The organism is Haematobacter missouriensis, from assembly GCF_000740775.1.
In the GTDB taxonomy this organism is placed as follows: domain Bacteria; phylum Pseudomonadota; class Alphaproteobacteria; order Rhodobacterales; family Rhodobacteraceae; genus Haematobacter; species Haematobacter missouriensis.
Window position 1 is genome coordinate 1 of record NZ_JFGS01000013.1, and the last position, 23414, is coordinate 23414.

Here is a 23414-nt window from a genome sequence, read left to right on the forward strand (position 1 = left end):
GCCTCCTCGGCCTCCGTCAGGATCGTCGAGTGCTGCTCCGACGGCCCGGTCTTCCTATCCTCGACCGTCGCGCGCTTGCGCCACTTCGCAACGGTCTCGGGATTGATGCCCAGTTCACGGCTCAGCTGCGCGACCGAAGCTTGCGATCATTCGGGCCTGCCCTCGGACCGATGGCGGGCTGGCCCTCCTTATTGCTGCTCTGACGGCGTGCGTGGTCGTGGCGCTGCCGTGACGAACTTGTCCCATGCGCCTCCTTCCATTCCAAAGAAAGAATCGCACCATCAAACCGGGGGGAGCAAACAGATAGGGCTTCGATAAGGTGCTCGGCGGCCCTTCGCCATGACCTTTCACCTTTGCCCGACCAGTATTCCTGTGCGGGATGTTCCAGCGCTACGTAAATCTGCGTTCGGATAACGCAGAGTGGCCGATCGGGGGGATCGGCACTGTCATGCCGGAGGGCAAATCAAAGCGCATCCAGAAAACGAATCTGCCTACGCGGCAAGCATTTACCTGCTATGACGACGGTCAGTTCAGCACCGTGATATCACCGCGTACCAACCACGCTATACCTCTTTTAGCTTTTGCCAAAATCAAAGGTTGGAACCGGCTCGACCTTGCTTGTCACATTCCCGCTGAGGGAGAATATTTGTTGCTCGACAGCAAGTCCTTCCTCAGGCTTGCCCTCGCTATAGTCGAGCTTTCCGTAGTCTACCCAAACGACATTCGGCGCATAAGTGCTTTCAAAGAAATATCGCTGATCACTGAAATCAATAACCGAGCGGAAAACAGTACCAGCCACATTCGGTCGGTTTGGATCCGGTGCGCCGAACGGCACCGAGACGTTACGGATAACGCTAAACAGATAGGCGACCGCCGTTTCCGGATTGGGCGCCGGCGGGAGAGCCGTGACGTAGTAGGCTGCACGGACGAAGCGGTCCGCTGGCGTACGTTCGCCCGGCAACGCCTTGTCCCCGCCGAATGAGCGATATTGTTTCAGATTGGCGATCTGCTTGTCATATGTGGGCTCGTTGGTCATCACGATGAAACGGCGGTCGTGATAGACCTTGGCGTGTCCGCCAACATATTCGACCACCGCGGAATCACCCGATTCATCCTCCAGAGATAGATGCAGCAGGGATTGCTTGCCGTTCGGAAAGACGATAGGCGCGATCTGGATGTCGTCACGCTCTATGGCGTCAACCGCCTCTTGGACAGTGGCGAAATTATCGAGATAATATTGCAGCCACATCGCAATATTGAGGCCTGGACGCGAGGTGTCGCGCTCGCCGAAATCGGAGGCTTCGTCGGCCAGAAACAGCAAATGGCCGCTTAGTCCCTTCTCGTTCACGCCCTCATGCGTGCCGAGATCATAACCGGTGATCACGAAACTCCCGTATTTGGACGTCCATTGCAGCGGGTTTTGTGGCGTGAGGCCATTACGGACCAGGCCGCGTGGAAATTTGTGAAACTTGCTGTCAACCTTCTCAGTCCAATCTTGGGTTCGCCCCACATAGACTTGTCCCGGATTGCCATTCCACAATACGCGCGAACAGGCTTGGGCTGGTCCAGATGCCAGCGGCACCGTCGTAAGCCCAACAAGGGCTAATGAACCCAAAATCCTTTTCAACATCCTGAATCTCCTAGATATATGTGTTTAGGGAGTTCGGGGTGAGAGGCGATAAGGAGCGACATCCAAGCATCGTGACCGAGAACAACGTTGCCCCGCGGAGCAAAGTTCCAGACACCTCAGCAATCACCTGCAGGCGATGATGCTGGTTCGCCGGGTCTCATGCCTGCCGGATGTTTAGTTGGTTCAGAGGGACTGGAAGCGTGACCGGCATGTTGTCGATGAGGCGGACATTCCCCGCCCAGGCGGCGACGAGAAGCCGCGCGGGAGTCCCCGGGCGGGCTTCTCCGAGTGTTTCCGCATCGCGTAGCTCAAGATATTCGATCTCCCCGAACCCCGCGGCGACGAGGCGCTTTCGCGCGTCCTCCAGCGCAGGAGCAGCGGGGGCGCCCGCTTCCACCGCCTGAGCAACGGCGGCGAGCGCATCCGGGAGGGCGGAGGCGATCTGGCGTTCCTGGGACGAAAGACGGAGGTTGCGGGAGGAGAGGGCGAGGGCGTCGGCCTCCCGCACGGTGGGGCAGCCCACGATCTCCACCGGCAGGTTCAGATCCGCCACCAGCCGCCGGACGAGGAGAAGCTGTTGCCAGTCCTTCTCTCCGAAGAAGGCGCGGTCGGCCCCGGTCATGGTGAGGAGCTTGGTCACGACCGTCGCCACGCCGTCGAAATGGCCAGGGCGATGCGCGCCCTCCAGCGGTTCGGTGACACCGGTGACGGACACGGTCGTGGCGAAACCCGGCGGATACATTTCCTCCACCTCCGGCACGAAGACCACGTCCACGCCGTAGGGGGCGAGAAGGGCGGCGTCCGCCTCCTCCGTCCGGGGGTATTTCGCGTAGTCTTCCGGGCTGTTGAACTGCCGGGGATTGACGAAGATCGTGACGATAACCCGCTCGCACATCGCCTTGGCGGCTCGGACGAGGCTCAGGTGCCCGTCATGCAATGCGCCCATGGTCGGGATTACGGCCACCGTCTCTCCCGAGCGGCGCCAGCCCGCAACGCGGGGACGGAGATCGGCGGTGCGGCGGAGGATGGTCATGGACGAACCTTTGCGGAGCGGGGGTAAACACCGGTCGCGGCAGCGTTGTTGCGGTTTCCACGGATCGGGCAGGGCGTCCTCTCCCCCGAGTGCCGTGCAGGGCGAGGCGCGGCGCGCAACACCGCCGGCCCGTCGTGTGAAACGTGGGGGGGCGGGACAGATATTGCGGGGCGACAGCGAATTGGCCTGGCTTGCCGCCCGGTGGGAGGCGTCGCGCGGCATGTCAGGGCGGGGATCATGACCCGGCCTTGCCTGGGGCCGTTGACCTGCCTGTTAATCCGCCCGTGCCGGGAGCCTCGCTGGCGAAGACGTGTTCCGGCGCGGGAAAGCGGCGCGACTGCACATCGGCTGCGTATTGCGCGATCGCCTCCGCGGCGCTCTCCCCAAGCTCGGCGTAGCGGCGGACGAACTTCGGGCGGAAATCGCCGAACAGACCCAGCATGTCGTCGATCACCAGCACCTGCCCGTCGCAGCCCGCGCTGGCTCCTATGCCGATGGTGGGAACGGCGATCTCTGCCGTGATCGCGTCGGCCAAGGTGCCGGGCACCTTCTCCAGCACCACGGCAAAGGCCCCGGCCTCCGCCAGGGCGGCGGCATCGGCGCGGACGCGGGCCGCATCCCCGCCGCGGCCCTGCACGCGGTATCCGCCCAGAGCGTTGACGGACTGCGGCGTCAGGCCGACGTGGCCCATCACCGGGATGCCGCGCGCCGTCAGGAATGCGACGGTTTCTGCCATGTGGAGACCGCCCTCCAGCTTCACCGCCTGTGCGCCGGTTTCCGCCATGAGGCGAGCGGCGTTGCGGAAGGCCTGCGCGGGGGTTTCTTCGTAGCTCCCGAAGGGCATGTCCACCACCAGCGCCGCCCGCTCCACCCCGCGCGCCACCGCCTGCCCGTGCAGGATCATCATCTCCATCGTGACGCCAAGGGTGGAAGGCATGCCATGGAGCACCATGCCCACGCTGTCACCGACAAGGATGAGATCGGCCTCCCTGTCCACCAGACGGGCCATGGGAGTGGTATAGGCGGTGAGGCAGACAACGGGCGTACCGCCCTTGCGGGCGCGGATGTCGCTCGGCGTCAGGCGGCGGGCGCCATACGGTGCGGGTGTCTGTGGTGTGGCGCTCATCCTCTCCCCCCGGAAGGCGTCGTATTTGGCGCGCATCCTCCCCAAGTTCAGCGAGATGGCAAGGATTTTCTGTGGATGCGAACGGGAGAGGGGATCTGTGACGGCTTTTCCGGCCTTGCGCCGCGCGCTAGGCTCCGCCCGCAGAACGGAGAAGACGATGAGCACAGCCACCCCCGCGACGCAGGCGCTGAAACGTGCAGGGGTCGCCTTTCGCATGATCGAATATGACTACGTCGCAGGGCAGGACCGGATCGGCCTGCATGCCGCGGAAGCCATCGGTGTGCCGCCCGGGCGGGTTCTGAAAACGTTGATGGTGGAGGTGGACGGCAGGCCCGCCTGCGCCGTCATACCTTCGGACAGGAGCCTGTCGATGAAGAGGGTGGCGGCGGCGTTCGGGGGGAAATCCGCCCATATGATGCCGCCGGAGAAGGCGGAGCGGATGACCGGCTTTCACACCGGCGGGATCAGCCCCTTCGGCCAGAAGCGCCCCGTGCCGGTCGCGTTCGAGGAGACGGCGGAGGCGGAGGAGGTGGTGATAAACGGTGGCCGGCGGGGGCTGATGGTGGCGCTGGCCTATGCCGACGCCTTGAGGGTGGCGGAGGCGACGGCGCGTCCCCTTATCGCCGAGTGATCGCCAGGAGGACGATGGCGTGATCCTTACGGCGGCGCGCTGCTATTGCGGAAGCGCGCCGCAGAAGCCCCCCGTCGCTGCTACGCCAGAGCCGAGCGCGATGACGGGCGGCGCCTTGTAGGGGTTCAGCGCGGCGGTCGCATGGTCGAAGAACAGCAGCCCGGCAAGCAGGGCGATGACGATGCCAGCGGTGAGACGGCGGGTCATCTGCGGGCCTCCAGCCCGACGAGGGGCCTCAGTTTCACACCCAGGCAGGATCCCGCGAACCCTGCCGCGAACCATGCCCAGCCGTGCAGGCTCCCCGTCGAGATGCCCGAGAAGAAGGCCCCCACGTTGCAGCCGAAGGCAAGGCGGGAGGAATAGCCGAGCAGCAGCCCTGCCACGACAGCCGCACCCCAGGCCCGGGCGGGCAGTTTCGGCAGCGGCTGCGAAAGGCCGTGCCTGCGCCATGCGGCCACCAGAAACGCGCCGAGGATGATGCCGATATTGGTGAGCGAGGTGACATCGGTCAGAATGCTTGCCTGAAGCCGCGCCGCATTTCCCGGTGCACCCCAGAAGCCGTTGCCCGACAGGTCCGCGCCGAGGGCGACCGCCCCTTTCGCCGCCCAGAGGCCGAGGCCGTAGACCACGCCCCAGGGCTGGCCCGCGACGACGAGGTTGGCCACGGCCAGAGCCGCCAGCAGGAGGGCTGCGACGATCAGACGGGGCGGCAGCCCGCGCGTGCCGGGCTTGCCGATGAGAAAGACCAGCAGCGCCACGGCGGCGAGCAGGCCCAGCGTCACCATTAGTCCGCCTGTCCCGTGGAGCACGATGATGGGCAGCGCGCCGAGATCGGTCCACCACAGCAGATGCGCCGCCCCGAAGAAGCTGCCGAGACAGAAGAAGGGCAGGGCCACGAGGCTCACCGCGTTGCCGCTGCCGGCATTGACGAGCGTTCCCGAGCCGCAGCCGAGGATCACCTGCATCGCCGCGCCAAAGACGAAGGCCCCGCCGATCATCGCCCAACCGACGGGCGCTTCCGCCCCGCCAATCTCTCCCGGATGGGATTGCAGGAGCGGGAAGGCGACGACGGCAACAAGGCCTATGGCCAGCAGTTGCGCCAGAAGGCCCGCAGGCTCCCGCCGCAGGATCATGGCGCGCCACGGCCCGGCAAAGCCGAAGTGCAGACCTTCGAGCGTGATGCCGAAGCCCAGCCCGATGGCAAGCAGCAGCCCGTATCGCGCGCCCGCAAACAGCGACACGGCAAAGACCGCCGCCAGTGCGGCGAGGATGAGCAGAAGGCGCTTCGCCCCTTCCCCGGCGGGGGAGGACGCGCCTGCGAGATGGCCGGAGGCGAGGGCCATCACTTCGACCGGATCTGGTTCAGCAGGTTCTGGAGGAGGCCGGGCGTGTTCTCCATCGCGCCGCCACCCTGCGACCAGCCGACCATGCTGTCGGGATAGAGCTTCACATCGGGAAGCCCCGCGAGTTCGGACAGCGCGAACCAGTCCGTCGCGGCCCAGTGCCCGGTGTTGCAGAACGCCACGATCTCCTCGTCCCGCTTCAGGCCGAGCTTCTCAAGCACGGCTTCCGCGCCTGCGGGGTTGGTCACGGTCGTTGGACCGTCGAACCAGACGGAATGCGACACGTTCTCCGCCCCGGGCAGGGTGCCCGGTCGGGTCATCTGCGGATGCGCCTGGTCGCCCTTGAAGAACGCGGACGGGCGTGCGTCGATGAGACGGGCGCTTTCCTTGCCGTCAACGATGGCGGCGACATCCTGCGTATCGGCGAGCCAGCGGTGGGAGAAGGTGATTTCGACGTCGGAGGGGGTGGGCGTGTTGGCGCGCGTCTCCAGCGGTAGCCCTTCCGCCGCCCACGCGCCCTGTCCGCCGTTCAGGATGGCAAGCGGGCTGATGCCAGAGGATTTCAGTGTCCAGTACACGCGCGCGGCGGCGCCGAAATCGCTGTCGTCCTTGCCCTGATGCACGACCACCACGGGATGGTCCTTTTTCAGACCCAGCGCGCGGAAGCGCTCTTGCAGCACGTCCTCCGGCACGAGCTGGCCGGGATTGTCCGCCGGTCCGCGGAACAGCGCATAGGGGGCGGAGATCGCGCCGGGAATATGCCCCTGCCCGTAGGTAGCGGCCTCCCTTATGTCGAGCACCGTGGGCGCATCGGACCCGGTGAGGGCCGTGTTCAGTTCGGCGGGCGTGACGAGCGGGCCGAAGGCCGGCGTCCCGGCCGAGACGATCGCCGCCCAGCCGATCGCAGCGAGAGCGGTGAGGGAAAACAGTTTCATGGCGTCATTCCGCTGATGGGTTGGGATGGCAGCTGCCTTGATACCCATGTCTGCGCGGCGGCGCGGCTTGGCAAGACCGGTGGATCGCGGGGGGCGCGGGTGTGGAGCGGACAGGAGCCGCCCAGAGCCGCCTTGAGCGGAAGAAGGTTCCACTGTCTCACGGTGACTGCGGAAATTCTACCGGAAAGCCCATCAACAGTATCAGATTGTCCTTTCTTGCCGTTATGCGGAACCTTCATGACCGTGGTTTTCCGGCTCTTGTATGCCTATCTCAATATCCGGGAGCCTTCCGGGGTTGCGCATTCGCTGTCCGGGGACCACCCGCCCGACGGAAAGGAAATGCCATGTTCACCGCGACCGCCCATGTGCCGCTCTCCGACCCCCTGCCGCTTATCGAGGCGCTCGCCGGGCACCTGCGGGAGCAGGACGTGACGCTTGAGCGGCAGGGGGAGGCGCTCCGCGCGCGGCTTTCCATGGGAGAGGCCCTGTTCCGGCCCGCAACCGATGGGGTGGAGGTGGAGGCGCGCGCACCGGACCGCTCGGGAATGGAGGAGATGGTGGATTTCATCGCCTCTCACCTGCTGGAATTCTGCGTGACGGAGCATCCGGTGATCCGATGGACCGGCGCGGCGGAGGTAGGCACGCTCTACGCGGACTTCCGCGAGATGACCGTCGCCGGGGTGGCGCGGCTTGGGGACTGGCGGCGCTTTACGTTGACCGGCAGCGATCTCGCGCGTTTCGCCGATCCGGAGGCTCCCTACGGGCGGTTCCATTTCCCGCCCGAGGGCATGGCGCCGCGCTGGCCCAAGGCAGGACCTGACGGGCTGCCGTTGCCGGTGGATCCGGCCTGGCGCCCGGCTGTCCGCCGTCATGCGATCCGCAGCGTTGAGCCGGATGCGGGCGTCATCGAGTTGGACATCCTGTTGCACGAAGGCGGCGGGGCTGGTGCTGAATGGGCCCGCTGGGCGCGCAAGGGTGACCGCTGCGGCCTCTCCGGCCCGGAGACAGAGCCTGCGGTTCCCGCGCTCCGCGCGGCGGAGAACGTGACGTTGGCGGGCGATGCCGCCGCACGTCCGGTGATCCAGCGGCTACTGGAGGTGCTGCGCCCGGATGCGCGTGGCGTGGTGCTGCTGGAGGGCGAAGGCCCGCCGCTGGAGAACGCCCCGCAAGCTGTGCAGATCCGGCAGGTTGCGGCGCTGCTCCCCGCGCTTCGCGAGGCGGCTGACAGCGGCGTGCTCTGGGCGGGCGCCGAAGCGGGCGCCGCGCAGGAGATCCGTCTGTGGCTGGCGGAACATCCACAGGTGGCCGGGGAGGTGCACGACCTCTGGCAGCGAGGTGTCAGCGCAGGCAACACCAACCCCGCGCGCGACTTCCCCGCCGGGGCGAAATGGCGCCCGCGCGGCCAACGGGTCTAAGGCATTTCCTCTTGCGCAGGCCTACAGTATGCGGGAGCCGCATCGTCGGCAGGTCGGCAGGTCGGCAGGTCGGCAGGTCGGCAGGTCGGCAGGTCGGCAGGTCGGCAGGTCGGCAGGTCGGCAGGTCGGCAGGTCGGCAGGTCGGCAGGTCGGCAGGTCGGCAGGTCGGCAGGTCGGCAGGTCGGCAGGTCGGCAGGTCGGCAGGTCGGCAGGTCGGCAGGTCGGCAGGTCGGCAGGTCGGCAGGTCGGCAGGTCGGCAGGTCGGCAGGTCGGCAGGTCGGCAGGTCGGCAGGTCGGCAGGTCGGCAGGTCGGCAGGTCGGCAGGTCGGCAGGTCGGCAGGTCGGCAGGTCGGCAGGTCGGCAGGTCGGCAGGTCGGCAGGTCGGCAGGTCGGCAGGTCGGCAGGTCGGCAGGTCGGCAGGTCGGCAGGTCGGCAGGTCGGCAGGTCGGCAGGTCGGCAGGTCGGCAGGTCGGCAGGTCGGCAGGTCGGCAGGTCGGCAGGTCGGCAGGTCGGCAGGTCGGCAGGTCGGCAGGTCGGCAGGTCGGCAGGTCGGCAGGTCGGAGATTGGGTTCCTGCCGAGCGCACATTTGCGATTACCTATCCGATATCAGCGCTTCGCAGTGATCTGCGGATGCGACTGCATAGGTTGGTTAAGGTTGGCGGGCGGGGCAGGGGCGAAAATCCCAGAGCACGGTCTTTGATCGCGCACCTGTCGCCAGCCTCACCGGCAACGAACTCCGGGAGTGGGATGACATCCGGCACCTCGAGCGGAAAGCCCGGGTGTGGTATCGGGACCACCTTGTCGGGACGGAGGTGGTGAACGCGGATACCGGCTGGACCATCGGGTTTCAGACCCGAGGTGCGAAGAATATCGGTGGACGGCAGGGGCCAGACCTCTATCGCATCGTTCCCGCGATAAAGGAGATCCTCGAAAAGGGGATGCTGATCAGAACGGAGCAGGACACCAAGGGGCGGGAGAAACTGGTGGAGGCATGGCATACCTTCGCGGCGCGCGTCCTTCTCGATGGCGCCGAGAAGGATGTGATCGTCAAAGTCCGCAAAACCGCCCAAGGTCGGTTCCACTACGATATTTCGAAGGATTGGGGTGACGGGGCTAAGTTCTCTCGAACCTCGGCCACTGACCGGAGCCAGAGTTACGGTTTAGAAGACACCCCGCCGAGTTGAACGTGGACTTCCTTCCTGAGAATTTCAACGGGAGAGCCAAGGAAAGCCGGTTCACCAACGCTGTCAAGGACCGGATCGACAAGCTCGACATCGCGCCGAAGGGAGAAAACGAGCGCGGCATCATCCAGCGGGCCATCACGAATGCCATGGGCGGCAACTGGAACTTGCTGGCTCTGGTGCCGGGACGCCCGCTGTTCACGGAGCTTGGCACCGGGCATCCATGGCATCCATTCCGCCGGGAAATACCTGCGGCTGAAGGAGGAGATGGACGCGGTTCGCAACGACTGGCACGCGGAAGTGGATAAGACCGCGCAGGCGTGGCGCAAGGAGATTGGCAAGGACGGTGCGGGAACGTCAGGATGACGGACCTCATGCACGAGTTCCCTATCGCGGCTGTGGATCCCTTGTGCCCCCTCGAGCCTCTGTTTTCGGAGGCGGAGAAGCTGTTGCTCGTGAGCGGGCGCTCATCCGCCGAGAATCGCAAGCGTCTCAACGACCCGCAAAGAGGGATAGCCGCCGCGCGGCCGACCATGTCCGTATGTCCGAACGGGTTTCGGGCGGCGGGGGAGAGCAAGCTGGCCCCGGACGCCAGAGGTCCCCGTGTCCGCTGCAGGAGACCGGGTCGGTGCCACAGGGCGGATGGAAGCTGTGAGCCGAGCCCCGAGCACGCGGGGGGCGATCCGCTCCGTGCATCGGGGGGATAGCCTTAGCCGAGAGGCGCGATGGGGTTCAGAAGGGCAGGGGCCGTGTGCACCGGGGGCATCATGCCCCCGGCAGAGAAGATTTCCTGCAGGAAACCGGGAGGGAATTACCAGGCGGTGATGACCGAGCCGTGGTATTTCTCCTCGATGAAGGTCTTGATCTCGGGCGAGTGATACGCCTCGATCAGCGTGGGCAGCCAGTCTGCATGCTCATCGGCGCGGCGGACCACGATGACATTGGCATAGGGGCTTTCGGCCTTTTCCCGCGCGATCGTGTCGGTCTTGGGGTTCAGCCCAGCAGCCAGCGCGTAGTTCGTGTTGATGATCGACGCGTCCGCGTCGGGCAGCGAGCGGGGAAGCTGCGCCGCATCCAGTTCGAGGAAGGTGAACTTCTTGGGGTTCTCGGTCACGTCGAGCACCGTCGGCACAAGGCCGGTGCCATCCGCCAGCTTCAGCAGCCCCAGATCCTGAAGCAGCAGGAGCGCCCGCCCGCCGTTGGTAGGATCGTTCGGGATGGCGATCTTCGCGCCGTCCTTCAGCTCATCCAGCGATTTCAGCTTGCTGGAATAGATGCCCATGGGCGTGGTGATCGTCTTGGCGACCGAGACAAGATCGAAACCGCGGTCCTTGATCTGGTTGTCGAGATAGGGCTGGTGCTGGAACGAGTTCGCGTTCAGGTCGCCATCGGCCAGCGCCTGGTTCGGCACGACGTAGTCAGAGAATTCGACCACTTCGATGTTCAGCCCCTTGGGCTTCGCGACCTTTGCGACTTCCTCCATGATCTCGGCATGTTCGCCCGGAGACACGCCGACCTTGATGTCGGTGGCGAAGGCGGCGACCGCCGAAAGCGCGAGGGCGGAGACGAAGGTTGTGAGACGCAGCATGGGAATACCTCTTGCGTGTGAAATCAGCGACCGCGATTCTTTGCGGCGCGTTTGTCGAGACGGGCAGCGATGAGCTCCCCCACCGTCTGCACGAGCTGTACGAGCACGATCAGGATGATGACGACGATCAGCATCACTTCAGGCATGAAGCGCTGATATCCGTAGCGGATGCCCAGATCCCCCAACCCCTTGCCGCCGACCGCGCCCACCATGGCCGAATAGCCGATGAGGCTGACCACGGCGAGCGTGAGGCCGAGCGTGATCCCCGGCAGTGCCTCCGGGATCAGCACCTTGCGGATGATCTGGAGCGGGGTCGCGCCCATGGCACGGGCGGCTTCGATCAGGCCGCTGTCTATCTCGCGGATCGCCGTCTCCACCAGCCGTGCGATGAAGGGCACGGCGGCGATCGTCAGCGGCACGATGGCCGCGGTGGTGCCGATGGATGTGCCGACGAGCGCGCGGGTGAAGGGGATGATCGCGACGACGAGGATGATGAACGGCACCGAGCGGGTCGCGTTGACGATGAGTCCCAGCACCCCGTTTACTGCGGGGGCGGCAAGGATCTCCCCCCGCCGCGACGTGGCGAGGAAGACGCCGAGCGGCAGGCCGGCGAGCGTGCCGAACACGGTGGACATCGCCACCATGTAGAGCGTCTCCAGCGTGGACTCATAGAGAAGGTTGATCAGCACGGGAGACATAGCCCAGCACCTCCGTCAGTAGTCCGTGGGATTCAAGAAAGCCGCGCGATGCCTCCCCCCGCTCCGCCGGAACGGAGACGATGAGGCTGCCGAAAGGATGCGGGCCGATCTCCTCGATCGCGCCGGCGAGGATGTTCACCGGCACACCGAGTTCCACCGTGAGGCGGGCGAGCATCGGGTCCGTCGCGTGGCTGCCGGTGAAGGTGATCTGCAGCACCTCCTCCGCAGCGCCGGCTCCGGCGTCGGGCCGGATGCGGTCGGCGATGAAACGGGGAAGGGCGACCCCGGTGATGCCGGTCAGGAAGGAGCGCGTCGTGGCGTGGGCGGGGCGGGAGAAGACGGCATAGGTTTCTCCCGTCTCCACGAGGCGGCCCTTGTCGAGCACGGCCACATGGCTCGCGATATCGCGCACCACGGCCATCTCATGGGTGATGAGCAGGATCGTCAGGCCCAGTTCCCGGTTGATGTCCGAGAGCAGCGCCAGCACCGTGCGCGTCGTCTCCGGGTCGAGGGCGGAGGTCGCCTCGTCCGACAGCAGCACCTTCGGACGGGTGGCCAGGGCACGGGCGATGCCCACCCGCTGCTTCTGCCCGCCCGAGAGTTCGGCGGGATAGCGGCTCCGCTGGTCCCCGAGGCCAACGAGGTCGATCAGCTCGTTCACCCGCGGCGCGATCTCTGCGGGACGGGTTCCGGCGATCTCCAGCGGCAGGGCGATATTGTCGAACACCGTGCGGGAGGCGAGCAGGTTGAAGTGCTGGAAGATCATGCCAACTTCGCGCCGAATCTGGCGCAGTTCGGCATTGCTGGCCGCGCCCACGTCTCGCCCGCCAACCAGCACCCGGCCCGTCGTCGGGCGTTCCAGCCCGTTGACCATGCGCAGAAGTGTCGATTTCCCCGCTCCCGAGCGGCCGATGATGCCGGTGATGTCACCCGGCGCGACGGTCAGGCTTACGTCTTCCAGCGCGGTGACGCTGCCGCTGCCGCGCTTGGCATAGGCCTTGCCGACCGCATCGAACACGATGGCGGCGCCTGCCGCTGTCGTGCCGTCTGTCGGTCGCTCAATCGGTTTCATCGCCAGTTCCTTCGGGCTGCAGACAGTCCGGCCGCGTTGGGTGCTGCGGCTCGGTGGGCGGGGGATAGTGCCTATCCCCGCCCGCTGCAATGGCGGGTGCGGTCGGGGAACAATACGTGGTGGGGAGAAAGGGCTGCTTTGACCGGCGCCCACCCGGCCCCTGTTGCGACGGTACCAAGGTACGCGAAACAATGTTCGCCGCGTGACGGGAAGTGACAAACGTCATCGTTTTTTACCATTCGCTCAGAGCGCTGCCGGAGCCGAGAGGAACGGTTTAAAAAGCAGATGCGATGTCCCGGCCGTCGAGGCAATGTCTCTGGGGGCGGGAATGCGAATGAATTGTCGCAGGCGCGGCAGCGCGCGCTATCCTCCAACAGAAGTTACTCTTTCCAAGAAAAGCCGCAGAGCGCGGCGCTGACGAGGGACTGACACAGCATGGCCGCATCCGTGCCCCTGCTCCGGCGACTGACCCGGACGAAAAGCATCGACCCGACCATCGACGGCGAAAAGACAGGGTCCGAACATCTCGGGCGGTCCATCACGCTCTTTCAGCTCATCATGTTCGGGGTGGGAGCGACCATCGGCACCGGGATTTTCTTCGTGCTGAGCGAGCAGGTGCCGGTCGCTGGGCCTGCCGTACTGATCTCCTTCCTGCTGGCGGGCGTCACCGCGGGGATGACGGCGCTCTGCTATGCCGAGATGAGTTCGATGATACCGGTGTCGGGCTCGTCCTATTCCTATGCGTACGCGACACTCGGCGAGGGGCCAGCCTTTCTCGTGGCCGCCTGTTTGGTGCTGGAATACGGCATCTCCGCATCCGCGGTATCGGTGGGATGGAGCGAGTATCTCCACAACCTGATCTGGAACGTCACCGGTCACGAGCTGCCGCGCTGGATGCTGTCGGCGCCGCTGGTAGCTGACGGGTATGACCTGCACTTCGGCGGCGAGGGGCTTATTAACCTGCCCGCTGCGGTGCTGGTGTTTCTCTGCGCCTTGCTGCTCGTCCGCGGGGCCAAGGAATCGGCAAGGCTCAACGCGATCATGGTGGTCATAAAGCTTGGCGTACTGGTGCTTTTCATCGCTATCGCGCTGACTGCGTTCAATTCCGACAACATGACCCCGTTCGCACCGCATGGTTTCACCGGGATCAGCGCCGCCGCAGGCTCGATCTTCTTCACCTTTGTGGGGCTTGATGCCGTTTCCACAGCGGGGGAGGAGGTGGAGAACCCGCGCCGGAACCTGCCGCTGGCCATCATCTGCGCCTTGCTGATCGTGATCACCTTCTACGTGCTCGTTGCCTTCACGGCGATCGGGGCGCAGCCGCCCGATCAGTTCGAGGGGCAGGAGGCCGGGTTGGCGCTCATCCTGCAGAACATCACCGGATCGCGCATTCCGGCCATCGTGCTGGCGGCCGGGGCGGTGATCTCCGTCTTTTCGGTAACACTGATCGTGCTCTATGGTCAGACCCGCATTCTCTTTGCCATGTCGCGGGACGGGATGCTGCCGCCGATCTTTCACCGCGTCGACCCACGCACCATGACACCGGTTGCGAACACATTCATCGTGGCGACGCTGGTGGCAATGGTCGCGGCTTTCGTGCCAGCGGCAGTTCTCTGGGACATGACGAGCATGGGCACGCTCATCGCTTTCACGGTCGTGTCCTTCGGTGTCATCCTCCTTCGCTACCGTAATCCGGATGCGCCGCGCGGCTTCCGGGTGCCGTTCTTTCCAGCGCTTCCGATACTGTCCATCTGCTGCTGTCTCTACCTCATCGCCAACCTCTCCCGGATCGTTTTCGAGCTGACGGCGATCTGGGGCACCCTGGCGGCGATCTTCTACTTTACCTATGCCGCGCGCCACTCGCGGCTGGAACGCGCGGAGCAGGAGAGGAGCGGCGAAGGACCGGGCAGCGGGGGAGCGGGGCAATGATGCTTCTCGTTGGCTTGTCCGCTGACGATGGCGGGCGCGAGGCGCTGGGGCTGGCTGCAGCCATGACGCAGGCCTCCGGCGGACGGATGGTTGTGTGCACCATCGCGGCGGAGGGGTGGACCACACCGTCACCGGCGCGTGTGGATTACGAATATGCCCGCTTCCTGCGGGAACATGCAGACCGCACACAGGAGACGGCGCGGGCACTTCTCCCCGTGGGGCTGGAAGCGGAATTCGTCACGCGAACTGCTCCCTCCGCTGCCAAGGGCCTGCTGGCCACGGCGGGGGACGTCGGAGCGGATTACGTGGTGTTGGGGTCTGCCGCCTCCGCTCCGCCGGGACGGTTCGCGGAGGGTCCGACGGCGACGGAGGTGCTGCACGGGGCGAGCGTTCCTGTCGCGCTGGCCCCGCGGGGCGGCCTTGCACCGGGCGTCGCACTTCGGCGTGTGAGTTGTGCCGTGCCGGCGACGGAGGCTGCCCATTCGATCGCTGAGCGGGCGGGGGTGGTGGCTGCGGCGTTGTCACTCCCGCTCCGTGTGCTGACCTTCGTGACGCGGGCGAACCAGATGTATCCCACGGGGGCGGGCTATCACGCGGAGCACCTCGTCAGCGGGGAATTACGCCGCCATGCTGAGGCACTTCACGCGGCGATCCGGGAGCGCTGGACATCGCCCGTGCCGCTGGAGACGCGGATCGGGCGCGGGGCGGGCTGGCAGGAGGCGCTGGACGACGTGGGCTGGGAGGAGACGGAACTGCTGGTTATCGGGTCGAGCGTGTATGGGCCGCTGCTGAAGGTGTTCATCGGGTCGAATTCGGGGCGGCTGGTGCGCCTCGCCCCTGTGCCGAGAGTGGTGTTGCCGCGCTGGATCGCGTGAGGGGCGCTGGCGATTTGCCTTTCCTGACGGCCCTCCCGTCAGCGCGAACTCTGCGGACGGTGCGTGGAGAGCAGCAGGTTGGTTTCGCTGGTGGTCACGCCCTCGATACGGCGGATACGGGCGATGACCTCATCCAGTTCGGCCAGCGTCTCTGTGCCGATCTCCGCCACGATGTCCCAGCGCCCGTTGGTGGAGTGGACGGCCTGCACTTCCGCCATGCCGAGGAGACGCCGCGTGATCCGATCCGCGCCACGCCCCTCGATCCCGATGAGCATGAGGCCGCGGACAGGCGCCTGTGTGACATCGGCCCGCGTGAGCACCGTGAAACCGGCGATATCGCCCCGCGCCACCATGCGGTCGATCCGTGCCCTTACCGTCGCGCGGGACAGGTTAAGCGCCCCCGCAATCTCCGAATGCGAGGCCCGCCCGTCGCGCCGGAGCGCCGAAAGGATATGCTGGTCGATATCATCCATGTCCATACTGGCGATCATTATGCGCAATATGGGCGATTGTGCGTTCATTTCGCGCAAATTTATAGCAGAAACTGCCATCATTCCGCCACCATATACCGAAAAGCGAAAGGAGACTGCTCGTGGCCAAACCCTGCATCCTGATCGGAGCGCCTATCGACAGCGGACAGAAGAACGCCGGTTGCCTGATGGGGCCGGCGGCCTATCGCGTCGCGGGCATATCCCGGACGCTGGAGGATCTGGGCCGGAGCGTGGTGGATCGCGGCGATGTCGTTCCCGCGGCGCCGGCGCCGGTGAGCGTGGCCAATGCCGCCGTGCATTCCCTGCCCGAGACAATCGCCTGGACCGCCGCGCTTTCCGCCGCGGTGGAGGATGCTATGGGGGAAGGCTTTCCCATCGTGATGGGGGGTGACCATTCGCTCGCGCTTGGATCCGTCGCAGGGGTCGCCGCCCATGCGAAAGCGGCGGGGCGGCCGCTGTTTCTGTTGTGGCTGGATGCGCATTCGGACTTTCACACCCTGGAGACGACCGAGTCGGGCAATCTCCACGGCACGCCGGTGGCCTATATCGCCGGACGTGACGGGTTCGGGCCGTTCCCGCCGTTCCCGGCGCCCATTCCGGCGGAGCGGATCTGCCTGTTCGGCATCCGCTCTGTCGATCCCGCGGAACATGCCGCCCTGCTTCGGCATGATATCGCGATCAACGATATGCGGGTGTTGGACGAGCGGGGTATTGTGGCGCCACTTTCCGAGTTTCTGGACCGCGTCCGGGCGGAAAACGGGCTGCTCCATGTCTCGCTCGATGTCGATTTCCTCGACCCTTCCATAGCACCCGCGGTCGGCACCACGGTTCCCGGCGGCGCGACATTCCGTGAGGCGCATCTCGCCATGGAGCTGTTGCATGAATCGGGCCTCGTGACCTCGCTCGATCTCGTCGAACTCAATCCTTTTCTTGATGACCGGGGCCGCACGGCGCGGCTGATGGTCGATCTCGTCGCCAGCCTCATGGGTCGGAAAGTCTTCGACCGCCCGACCCGCAGTTTCGGATGATCTGACATGACCCTTGTTCCCTCTCCGCGCGCTCTCGTTCCCTTTGTCTCCGTGGCCGACATGATGCGGCTCGTCCATGCCATCGGCGTGGAACCGATGCTGACCGGCATCGCCGGGACGATCGAGGAGGACTTTCGGCGGTGGGAGGGCTTCGAGCGTACGCCCCGTGTGGCCAGTCATTCGGATGTGGGAGTGATCGAACTCATGCCCACATCCGACGGCGAGCTCTATGGGTTCAAGTATGTGAACGGCCACCCGAAGAACACGCGGGAGGGTCTGCAGACGGTGACGGCTTTCGGGCTGCTGGCGAATGTCTCCAACGGCTATCCCGTCCTGCTGTCGGAGATGACACTGCTCACCGCGCTCAGAACCGGGGCGACATCGGCGGTGGCTGCGAAGTACCTTGCGCCGAAGGGCGCCCGGACCATGGCAATGATCGGCAACGGGGCGCAATCCGAGTTTCAGGCGCTGGCCTTCCGGGCTGTGCTCGGCATCGATACACTGCGGCTTTACGACATAGACCCCGCGGCGACGCAGAAGTGCCGTGCCAATCTTGTGGAACAGGGCTTCCACGTTACTGCCTGCGATACGCCGGAGGCAGCAATCGAAGGCGCCGAAATCATCACCACCTGCACGGCGGACAAGCAATATGCGACGATCCTGACCGATAACATGGTGGGCGCGGGTGTGCATCTGAACGCCATCGGCGGAGATTGTCCCGGCAAGACGGAACTTCACCGCGACATCCTGTTGCGGTCCGACATTTTTGTGGAGCACCCGGAGCAGACGCGTGTGGAGGGGGAGATCCAGCAGCTCGACGCCGACCATCCGGTCACCGAGCTGTGGCAGGTCATCACGGGCGCCGCGCCGGGGCGCCGCGAGGCTGCGCAGATCACGCTCTTTGATGGCGTGGGCTTTGCGATCGAGGATTTCTCGGCCCTGCGCTATGTCCACAAGAAGTCGGGTGAACTCGGGATGCGTCAGGACCTGGACCTGTTGGCCGATCCCGACGATCCGCGCGATCTTTACGGGATGCTGATGCGGAGCCGCTAATCCGCAGGCGATCTGTCCGGCGGGTCATCACCGCTGAAAAGCGACCAGACCGCGATGAAGAGCGCGGCGATCAGCGGGCCGATGACGAAGCCGTTGATCCCGAAGAGCGCGAGCCCCCCCAGCGTCGAGACCAGCACCATGTAGTCCGGCATCCGCAGGTCCTTACCCACCAGTGGCGGCCGGAGCAGGTTGTCCACCAGCCCGATGACGAAGACGCCGATCCCAATCAACAGCACTCCTTTGAGATAATCGCCTGTCATGAAGAAATAGACGGCGACCGGCCCCCAGACGAGCGCTGCCCCCACGGCGGGCAGGAGCGACAACACCGCCATCACCACACCGAGCAGCAACGCGGCCTCTACCCCCATGAACCAGAGCGTGACCCCGCCGATCGCCCCCTGAACGAGCGCAATGATGAGGTTGCCCTTTACCGTCGCCTTCACTGCCGAGGCGAAACGGCTGGCGATATATTCGGTGTGCTTTGAATCGAGCGGGCTGGAGCGGCGGAGCTGGTTGACGATTTCCGGCCCGTCGCGGAACAGGAAGAAAAGGACGTAAAGCATCACGCCCAGGCTCACCGTAAACTGGAGCGTGTCCTGCCCGACGGAGACCAGCCGGGTGGCGATGGTCTGGCTCGCGCTGGCGAGGAGCGAGGTCACGCGCTGCTGGATGTCCTCCAGGCTGCCGATCTGAAGCCCTTCGAGCGCGTGGTTGACGAAATCGGGCATGTTTTCGCGGAAAGTGTTGAAGACCTCACTGAAATCGATCTGCTGGCTCGACAACCGCTGGTAGAGGCTGGCCGCCTCTGCCGCGAGAAGGCCGATTATGATGACGCCCGGAATCACCACGATGCAGACGCAGACGAGCAGGCCGCCCAGAGCGGCATAGCCGCGACGCTGGTTGAGCTTCGCCGTGAGCCAGCGCTGGAGCGGATTGAACAGGATAGTGAGGATTACCGCCCAGAGCACTGCCCCGTAATAGGGCAGCAACAGCCACAGGAAGGCGATGGTGACAAGAACGATCAGGGTGATGAAGCTTGCCCGCTGAACAGATGGCGGTTTCATCGTCCAACCGTCGTCTGGCGGTGCGCTCGCCTGTCAGCTGCTGCTGCGATCTGATCGCCGTTCGTCATCTCTGCCCCTCGCGTTTGCTTGCCATGCAGGATAGCGCGATCCGGCCTGTCAGAAAGCCCGTCAGGCGACGGGTTCTTCGGCGAGTGCGAGTGCGAGGCCGTCCACCACCGCTGTAAAGGCATGAGAGCGTTCGATGCGGGCGGCGGGGCAAAGGCGGCGGGCCTCATCCGCCACAAGGCGCATGAGGCTGGAGCCTCCGACCAGGATGACGGTGCCAACGCTTTCCGGCGGAACGCCGGCGAAATGCAGGGTCTCCGCCGCGGCTCTGGCCAGTTCAGCGCGATGGTTTTCGAGCGCCCTGTCCAGCGAGGCGCCGGTGACCACGGGGGCAAGGCCGCGCTCGATCATGCCCATGTCGATGACGCCCGTAGCCTCCGGCCCGTTTGCGGCGATCTTGCCGTGCTCCACCGCGAAGGCGAGTTCGTGGCCCAGCTCCTCCTCCAGCACAGCGGAGAGGCGCTCCAGTTTCTCCGGCGCTGTCGCGAGACGGATCATCCGCGCGACCTCCCGCCGGTTCTCCGGCGTATAGACGAAGGGGATGCGGCTCCACGTCGCCAGATCGACATAGAGCGCGTTTGGCATGGGCAGCGTACCGGGGCCGATCTCGCGCCGAAGGCTGCTGCCGTAGCCGAGTTCCGGCATCGCATGGGAGAGGGAGACGGATTCGTCGAAATCCGTGCCGCCGAGCCGGATGCCATGGCTGGCAAGGATGCGGAGTTTTCCGCCCTCCATCCGGTAGAGGGAGAAGTCGGACGTGCCGCCGCCGATATCGACGACCAGGCCGATCTTCCCCGTAGCGCCAAGCCCGTGGCTGGAGAGCGCTGCTGCCTCGGGCTCCGCCATGAAACGGACGGAGGTGAAGCCTGCTGCGGCATAGCAGGCCGCGAGGTCTGCCTCCGCCCGCGCGTCACGGTCGGGATCGGCGGTGTGGAAATGCACGGGCCGACCGGAAAGCGCCGCGTCGAAGGTGAGACCGGAGACGGCCTCCGCCCGCTCCTTCACGGTCGAAAGGAAGGCGGTGACGACATCCGCCAGCGTGCGACGGCGTCCGCCGATGAGCCGCGAGTCATGGAACAGTGCTGTGCCGAGGACGCTTTTCAGCGCGCGCATGTAGCGCCCTTCCTCCCCGGCGATCAGCGCCTCGCCCGCCGCTTCGCCGATCTTCATCGTACCACCCCGAACGGGAAAGAACACGGCGGTGGGCAGGGTGTCGCTGCCCGCTTCGAGCGGCAGGCGGCGCAGCCCCTCCGGCGTCAGGATGGCGACGGCGGAATTGGAAGTCCCGAAGTCGATGGCAAGCGTCGGCATCTCTGTCTCCCGTGGCGGCGCGAAGGAGGGGAGGTATCAGAGAAGCCGGAGCGGGTTCAACCGCAGATCCGGTCAGCGCCAGGCAAGGAAGCGCTTCTCGATCAGGCCTATGACGAAGTTGACGATCAGCCCCATGAGCGACAGGATCGTGACGCCTGCGAAGAGCTTCTCCAGATCGTAGAGCGACCCCGCTTCGAGGATATAGGAGCCGATGCCGTATTGCGCGCCCAGCATCTCCGCCGCGACCAGCAGAATGATGGCGATGGAGATGGATACCCGAAGCCCCGAGAGCATGGCAGGGAAGGCGCCCGGCAGCACGATCTTGCGCACGATCGACCACCATGACAGGCCGAAGCTCTGCCCCATGCGGATGAGCGACCGGTCCACGTTGTCCACCGCCCCATAGGTCGCCACCACCGTGGGAGTGAAGGTGCCGAAGGCGATCAGCGCGTATTTCGATGTCTCGTCGATGCCGAACCAGATCACGAAAAGCGGGAGCAGGGCGATCTTCGGGATCGGGAACAGCGCGGCCACCAGCGGGACCAGCCCCGCCCGGACATAGCTGAACAGCCCGATCATCACGCCGACGGAAACGCCCACGACGATGCCAAGGCTCGCCCCCACGAACAGACGATGGAGCGACGGCAGCAGATGACGCCATAGGTTTCCGCTCTGCCACAGTTGCACCAGCGTCTCCAGCACCGCGGAGGGCCGCGGCAGGGTGAGGCTTGAGATGACGCCCGTGCGGGTGCCGACTTCGGCCAGCACGAGGATGAGCGCAAAGAGGGCGAGCGCCACGCCGCGCACAGGCTTGGGCGCGAAGCCGCCGCCGCGAAACGGGACCGGCCGGGTCTCTGTCGCCGCGTGGCCGGACCGGCCCGGGATCGCGGTTGGGGTATTCGCGCCCGTCGTGGCAGTATGAAGCGTAGCTCCGGAGGACGTCGCGGCCTGCAACGCGGCGGCGGAGGGCGCGTCTGTCCGGGCTGCTGCGGGCGCAGCCGCTCCGGTCGCGGGTGCAGGCCGCGGGTTCGGCGTACTGTGGCCGGAGGAACCGTCTAGGTCGGGCATCGGCACGGCCGTCGGGCGGCGGGTCGGATCAGCCATTGACCAGCTCCTTGTCAGCGGCGGCGGCCTCATCGCGCATGAGCGACCACAGCTGTTGCTGCTTGGCCTCCAGAGCGGGGTCGCCGGGACGACGGTCGGCAAGGGGGGTGTCGATCTCCACGATCTCCCGGATCCGGCCGGGGCGGCGGGAGAGGACGACGACCCGGTGGCCGAGCCGCACCGCCTCGTTCAGGTTGTGCGTCACGTAAACGGAGGTGAAGGGCTGGCGTGTCCAGAGCGTGACGAGATCGTCCATCAGCAATTCGCGCGTCTGGCTGTCGAGCGCGGAGAGCGGCTCGTCCATCAGCATGACCGCCGGGCGGACGGCCAGCGCCCGCGCGATGGCGACCCGCTGGCGCATCCCGCCGGAAAGCTGCTTCGGCAGCGCCTTGCGGAAATCGCTGAGCCGAGTGCGGGCAAGCACGTCGGTGACAATCTCCTCCACCTCCCGGCGGGGCAGGCGATGATCCTCCAGCACGAGGCGGATGTTGCCCTCCACGCTCCGCCAAGGCAGCAGCGCGAAGTGCTGGAACACGTAGGTGAGGGGGTTCAGCGATCCCGCAGGCGGCGCGCCGATCTGGAGCACCTGCCCGGAGGTGGGCCGCTCCAACCCGCCGAGGAAACGCAGAAGCGTCGACTTGCCGCAGCCGGAGGGACCGATGAGGCAGAGGATCTGTCCCTCCGGTATCTCCAGGGAGATATCGCGCAACACCTCCACCGGCCCGTAGGAATGGCTGATCTGGTCGAGCTTCAGGTCCATGGCCGGTCAGAGCGGCTTGACGTAGCTGGTATCGAACAGCTGCGCTTTGGTCACGGTTTCCTTCACCATTCCCTCCGACCTGAACCAGTTGAGCTGTTCCACGCAGCTTCCGAGCGAGAGCGCGAGACCGGGGTTGATCCGCATCGCGCCGTCGATCAGGTTCTGTTTCGCGGTGTCGAACGGGCTGTCGCTTTCCACATATTTGTGCACGATCCGGGCCAGCGCGTCGCGCTCCTCCTCCGTCGCGGTATTGTCCACGAAGGCGGCGTTGTAATCGGCGATCGCGCGGGAATAGGCAGCGACGAAAGCCTCCGTCATCGCCCGCTCCTCCGCCGCGTTCCGGGTGGAGGTGAAGGCGGTCGTCACCTGATAATCGGGTGCGTAATCAGAGAGGAGGCCGATCTGCTGCGCCGCATTCTCCCGGATCATCTTGCGCGCGACGTTCGGCTGGATGGCCCAGGCGTCGATCTGCCCGGTGGAGAGCGCGCCCACGAGCGCCCCGAGCTTCTGCAGGGGACGAAGCTGGATCTCGTCCATCGGGATGTTGTTGGCCTGCGCGATCTTGTGCGCCATGAAGTGGAAGGATGACCCCGCCGTGGTGATGCCGAAGCTGTGGCCTCCGAGTTTGGAAGGATCGGTCAGCCCTGCCTCATGCGCCTTGTTGGAGGCGAGGATGACATTGCCGACAAGGCCCTTTTCCTCTGACAGCGCGCCGCCGATCACCTTGATCGCGTCCTTCTCCGCAAGGCTGATGAGGCCGCCGCTCATCGCCGTGACGCCGAAATCGGCATCGCGGGAGGCGATGGCGACGGCCATGGGCTGGGCTGCCTCGAAGAACTTCAGCTCGATGTCGAGGCCCGCGTCCTTGTAGTAGCCGCGCTCGAAGGCGATGAAGCTCGGGGCGTGGCTGGCAAGGTGCAGGACGGCAAGATTGCGCGTCTGGGCGGCCCGTGCCGGTAGGCCGATCGCTGCAGCGGTGCCGAGCGTGCCCATACCGATCAGTGTCTGGCGGCGATTCAGGGTTATGGTCATCGTCTCTCCTCCTCCGGTCGTATCCTGCCGGGGCGTTTCTTCCGGCCG

25 protein-coding genes and 1 pseudogene are annotated in these 23414 nt (G+C 65.6%); 9 read left to right on the forward strand and 17 right to left on the reverse strand.

The annotated features are described in order from the left end of the window. The 4 genes and pseudogenes from CG51_RS19525 to panB form a co-directional block, all read right to left on the reverse strand. Nucleotides 1–246: pseudogene (locus CG51_RS19525) on the reverse strand (hypothetical protein); the annotation flags it as partial. 328 nt (nucleotides 247–574) lie between these two features. Next, entirely contained in the window at nucleotides 575–1630 is a 1056-nt protein-coding gene (locus tag CG51_RS09820; RefSeq protein WP_084695133.1) for a linear amide C-N hydrolase, read from the reverse strand. 157 nt (nucleotides 1631–1787) lie between these two features. Then, nucleotides 1788–2663, reverse strand: a complete 876-nt coding sequence (gene panC / locus CG51_RS09825; protein ID WP_035744445.1) for a pantoate--beta-alanine ligase — start codon at nucleotides 2661–2663, stop codon at nucleotides 1788–1790. Nucleotides 2664–2898: 235 nt separating this feature from the next. Further along, nucleotides 2899–3789 carry a 3-methyl-2-oxobutanoate hydroxymethyltransferase gene (gene panB, locus CG51_RS09830; protein WP_051930368.1) on the reverse strand — a complete coding sequence of 297 codons (891 nt, stop codon included), beginning with the start codon at nucleotides 3787–3789 and terminating at the stop codon, nucleotides 2899–2901. Between the two features lie 157 nt (nucleotides 3790–3946). On the opposite strand from panB, the gene CG51_RS09835 reads away from it, so the two are divergent. Further along, nucleotides 3947–4420, forward strand: coding sequence for a YbaK/EbsC family protein (locus CG51_RS09835; RefSeq protein WP_035744446.1), 474 nt, complete (start codon nucleotides 3947–3949; stop codon nucleotides 4418–4420). A 42-nt stretch (nucleotides 4421–4462) separates the two neighbouring features. On the opposite strand, the gene CG51_RS20030 is transcribed toward CG51_RS09835, so the two are convergent. From CG51_RS20030 to CG51_RS09845, 3 genes are read right to left on the reverse strand one after another with little or no spacing between them, the layout of a single operon-like run. After that, on the reverse strand, nucleotides 4463–4627 hold the full coding sequence (locus tag CG51_RS20030; RefSeq protein ID WP_156961338.1) for a hypothetical protein: 165 nt from the start codon (nucleotides 4625–4627) through the stop codon (nucleotides 4463–4465). Beyond that, nucleotides 4624–5763, reverse strand: coding sequence for a YeeE/YedE family protein (locus CG51_RS09840; protein WP_035744448.1), 1140 nt, complete (start codon nucleotides 5761–5763; stop codon nucleotides 4624–4626). Before CG51_RS09840 ends, CG51_RS20030 begins: the two co-directional genes overlap by 4 nt. Further along, nucleotides 5763–6698 carry a sulfurtransferase gene (locus CG51_RS09845; protein ID WP_035744578.1) on the reverse strand — a complete coding sequence of 312 codons (936 nt, stop codon included), beginning with the start codon at nucleotides 6696–6698 and terminating at the stop codon, nucleotides 5763–5765. Before CG51_RS09845 ends, CG51_RS09840 begins: the two co-directional genes overlap by 1 nt. 344 nt (nucleotides 6699–7042) lie before the next feature. Here CG51_RS09845 and CG51_RS19130 point away from each other — a divergent pair, with 344 nt between their 5' ends. After that, complete coding sequence (locus CG51_RS19130) at nucleotides 7043–8113, forward strand: siderophore-interacting protein (RefSeq protein WP_051930370.1); 1071 nt, start codon at nucleotides 7043–7045, stop codon at nucleotides 8111–8113. Between the two features lie 21 nt (nucleotides 8114–8134). On the opposite strand, the gene CG51_RS20035 is transcribed toward CG51_RS19130, so the two are convergent. Further along, on the reverse strand, nucleotides 8135–8698 hold the full coding sequence (locus tag CG51_RS20035) for an AAA family ATPase (protein ID WP_156961339.1): 564 nt from the start codon (nucleotides 8696–8698) through the stop codon (nucleotides 8135–8137). A gap of 168 nt (nucleotides 8699–8866) precedes the next feature. Between CG51_RS20035 and CG51_RS09855 the strand changes: the two genes are divergently transcribed. Genes CG51_RS09855 through CG51_RS21120 form a run of 3 tightly spaced genes read left to right on the forward strand, consistent with a single transcriptional unit; the run spans nucleotide 8867 to nucleotide 9661 of the window. Continuing rightward, nucleotides 8867–9298: an LPD3 domain-containing protein gene (locus CG51_RS09855; protein WP_269845389.1), complete on the forward strand. Its 432-nt coding sequence runs from the start codon at nucleotides 8867–8869 to the stop codon at nucleotides 9296–9298. Between the two features lie 2 nt (nucleotides 9299–9300). Then, nucleotides 9301–9603: a hypothetical protein gene (locus CG51_RS20725; protein ID WP_143412884.1), complete on the forward strand. Its 303-nt coding sequence runs from the start codon at nucleotides 9301–9303 to the stop codon at nucleotides 9601–9603. Beyond that, the gene (locus CG51_RS21120; protein WP_416171697.1) at nucleotides 9563–9661 is read left to right on the forward strand and encodes a hypothetical protein; all 99 of its coding nucleotides are present in this window, start codon (nucleotides 9563–9565) and stop codon (nucleotides 9659–9661) included. Before CG51_RS20725 ends, CG51_RS21120 begins: the two co-directional genes overlap by 41 nt. A 445-nt stretch (nucleotides 9662–10106) precedes the next feature. Here the strand turns inward: CG51_RS21120 and CG51_RS09870 are convergent, their stop codons facing one another. Genes CG51_RS09870 through CG51_RS09880 form a run of 3 tightly spaced genes read right to left on the reverse strand, consistent with a single transcriptional unit; the run spans nucleotide 10107 to nucleotide 12653 of the window. Next, nucleotides 10107–10883 (reverse strand): MetQ/NlpA family ABC transporter substrate-binding protein, encoded by a 777-nt coding sequence (locus CG51_RS09870; RefSeq protein WP_035744455.1) that lies wholly within the window; start codon nucleotides 10881–10883, stop codon nucleotides 10107–10109. Nucleotides 10884–10906: 23 nt separating this feature from the next. Continuing rightward, nucleotides 10907–11581, reverse strand: a complete 675-nt coding sequence (locus CG51_RS09875; protein WP_035744457.1) for a methionine ABC transporter permease — start codon at nucleotides 11579–11581, stop codon at nucleotides 10907–10909. Beyond that, nucleotides 11550–12653 (reverse strand): methionine ABC transporter ATP-binding protein, encoded by a 1104-nt coding sequence (locus CG51_RS09880; protein ID WP_051930373.1) that lies wholly within the window; start codon nucleotides 12651–12653, stop codon nucleotides 11550–11552. Before CG51_RS09880 ends, CG51_RS09875 begins: the two co-directional genes overlap by 32 nt. Nucleotides 12654–13088: 435 nt before the next feature. On the opposite strand from CG51_RS09880, the gene CG51_RS09885 reads away from it, so the two are divergent. Together CG51_RS09885 and CG51_RS09890 are read left to right on the forward strand one after the other, a co-directional pair. After that, a complete protein-coding gene (locus CG51_RS09885) occupies nucleotides 13089–14582 on the forward strand; it encodes an amino acid permease (RefSeq protein WP_051930375.1) in 1494 nt (497 codons plus the stop codon). Continuing rightward, entirely contained in the window at nucleotides 14579–15457 is an 879-nt protein-coding gene (locus tag CG51_RS09890; RefSeq protein WP_035744460.1) for a universal stress protein, read from the forward strand. The genes CG51_RS09885 and CG51_RS09890 overlap by 4 nt, the downstream gene beginning before the upstream one ends. Nucleotides 15458–15495: 38 nt before the next feature. On the opposite strand, the gene CG51_RS09895 is transcribed toward CG51_RS09890, so the two are convergent. Continuing rightward, entirely contained in the window at nucleotides 15496–15930 is a 435-nt protein-coding gene (locus CG51_RS09895) for an Lrp/AsnC family transcriptional regulator (RefSeq protein WP_035744586.1), read from the reverse strand. A 119-nt stretch (nucleotides 15931–16049) separates the two neighbouring features. On the opposite strand from CG51_RS09895, the gene rocF reads away from it, so the two are divergent. Both rocF and CG51_RS09905 read left to right on the forward strand, forming a co-directional pair. Then, entirely contained in the window at nucleotides 16050–16976 is a 927-nt protein-coding gene (rocF, locus tag CG51_RS09900; RefSeq protein ID WP_035744463.1) for an arginase, read from the forward strand. 6 nt (nucleotides 16977–16982) lie between these two features. Then, complete coding sequence (locus CG51_RS09905; RefSeq protein ID WP_035744464.1) at nucleotides 16983–18029, forward strand: ornithine cyclodeaminase; 1047 nt, start codon at nucleotides 16983–16985, stop codon at nucleotides 18027–18029. On the opposite strand, the gene CG51_RS09910 is transcribed toward CG51_RS09905, so the two are convergent. From CG51_RS09910 to CG51_RS09930, 5 genes are all read right to left on the reverse strand, one after another. Further along, nucleotides 18026–19093 carry an AI-2E family transporter gene (locus tag CG51_RS09910; RefSeq protein WP_035744465.1) on the reverse strand — a complete coding sequence of 356 codons (1068 nt, stop codon included), beginning with the start codon at nucleotides 19091–19093 and terminating at the stop codon, nucleotides 18026–18028. The two genes, CG51_RS09905 and CG51_RS09910, sit on opposite strands and share 4 nt — an antisense overlap. 129 nt (nucleotides 19094–19222) lie before the next feature. After that, nucleotides 19223–20470, reverse strand: coding sequence for an Hsp70 family protein (locus tag CG51_RS09915; protein ID WP_035744467.1), 1248 nt, complete (start codon nucleotides 20468–20470; stop codon nucleotides 19223–19225). A gap of 72 nt (nucleotides 20471–20542) precedes the next feature. Continuing rightward, the gene (locus tag CG51_RS09920; RefSeq protein WP_035744589.1) at nucleotides 20543–21355 is read right to left on the reverse strand and encodes an ABC transporter permease; all 813 of its coding nucleotides are present in this window, start codon (nucleotides 21353–21355) and stop codon (nucleotides 20543–20545) included. A gap of 211 nt (nucleotides 21356–21566) precedes the next feature. Continuing rightward, nucleotides 21567–22334 (reverse strand): ABC transporter ATP-binding protein, encoded by a 768-nt coding sequence (locus CG51_RS09925; RefSeq protein ID WP_035744469.1) that lies wholly within the window; start codon nucleotides 22332–22334, stop codon nucleotides 21567–21569. Between the two features lie 6 nt (nucleotides 22335–22340). Next, nucleotides 22341–23366 (reverse strand): ABC transporter substrate-binding protein, encoded by a 1026-nt coding sequence (locus CG51_RS09930; protein WP_035744471.1) that lies wholly within the window; start codon nucleotides 23364–23366, stop codon nucleotides 22341–22343. Nucleotides 23367–23414 lie beyond the last annotated feature (48 nt).

Coding starts and splice junctions, on each gene's coding strand:
- CG51_RS09820 (WP_084695133.1), bottom strand. CDS start 1,630: ATGTTGAAAAGGATTTTGGGTTCATTAGCCCTTGTTGGGCTTACGACG.
- panC (WP_035744445.1), bottom strand. CDS start 2,663: ATGACCATCCTCCGCCGCACCGCCGATCTCCGTCCCCGCGTTGCGGGC.
- panB (WP_051930368.1), bottom strand. CDS start 3,789: ATGAGCGCCACACCACAGACACCCGCACCGTATGGCGCCCGCCGCCTG.
- CG51_RS09835 (WP_035744446.1), top strand. CDS start 3,947: ATGAGCACAGCCACCCCCGCGACGCAGGCGCTGAAACGTGCAGGGGTC.
- CG51_RS20030 (WP_156961338.1), bottom strand. CDS start 4,627: ATGACCCGCCGTCTCACCGCTGGCATCGTCATCGCCCTGCTTGCCGGG.
- CG51_RS09840 (WP_035744448.1), bottom strand. CDS start 5,763: ATGGCCCTCGCCTCCGGCCATCTCGCAGGCGCGTCCTCCCCCGCCGGG.
- CG51_RS09845 (WP_035744578.1), bottom strand. CDS start 6,698: ATGAAACTGTTTTCCCTCACCGCTCTCGCTGCGATCGGCTGGGCGGCG.
- CG51_RS19130 (WP_051930370.1), top strand. CDS start 7,043: ATGTTCACCGCGACCGCCCATGTGCCGCTCTCCGACCCCCTGCCGCTT.
- CG51_RS21120 (WP_416171697.1), top strand. CDS start 9,563: ATGGACGCGGTTCGCAACGACTGGCACGCGGAAGTGGATAAGACCGCG.
- CG51_RS09870 (WP_035744455.1), bottom strand. CDS start 10,883: ATGCTGCGTCTCACAACCTTCGTCTCCGCCCTCGCGCTTTCGGCGGTC.
- CG51_RS09875 (WP_035744457.1), bottom strand. CDS start 11,581: ATGTCTCCCGTGCTGATCAACCTTCTCTATGAGTCCACGCTGGAGACG.
- CG51_RS09880 (WP_051930373.1), bottom strand. CDS start 12,653: ATGAAACCGATTGAGCGACCGACAGACGGCACGACAGCGGCAGGCGCC.
- CG51_RS09885 (WP_051930375.1), top strand. CDS start 13,089: ATGGCCGCATCCGTGCCCCTGCTCCGGCGACTGACCCGGACGAAAAGC.
- CG51_RS09890 (WP_035744460.1), top strand. CDS start 14,579: ATGATGCTTCTCGTTGGCTTGTCCGCTGACGATGGCGGGCGCGAGGCG.
- CG51_RS09895 (WP_035744586.1), bottom strand. CDS start 15,930: ATGGATGATATCGACCAGCATATCCTTTCGGCGCTCCGGCGCGACGGG.
- CG51_RS09905 (WP_035744464.1), top strand. CDS start 16,983: ATGACCCTTGTTCCCTCTCCGCGCGCTCTCGTTCCCTTTGTCTCCGTG.
- CG51_RS09910 (WP_035744465.1), bottom strand. CDS start 19,093: ATGAAACCGCCATCTGTTCAGCGGGCAAGCTTCATCACCCTGATCGTT.
- CG51_RS09915 (WP_035744467.1), bottom strand. CDS start 20,470: ATGCCGACGCTTGCCATCGACTTCGGGACTTCCAATTCCGCCGTCGCC.
- CG51_RS09925 (WP_035744469.1), bottom strand. CDS start 22,334: ATGGACCTGAAGCTCGACCAGATCAGCCATTCCTACGGGCCGGTGGAG.
- CG51_RS09930 (WP_035744471.1), bottom strand. CDS start 23,366: ATGACCATAACCCTGAATCGCCGCCAGACACTGATCGGTATGGGCACG.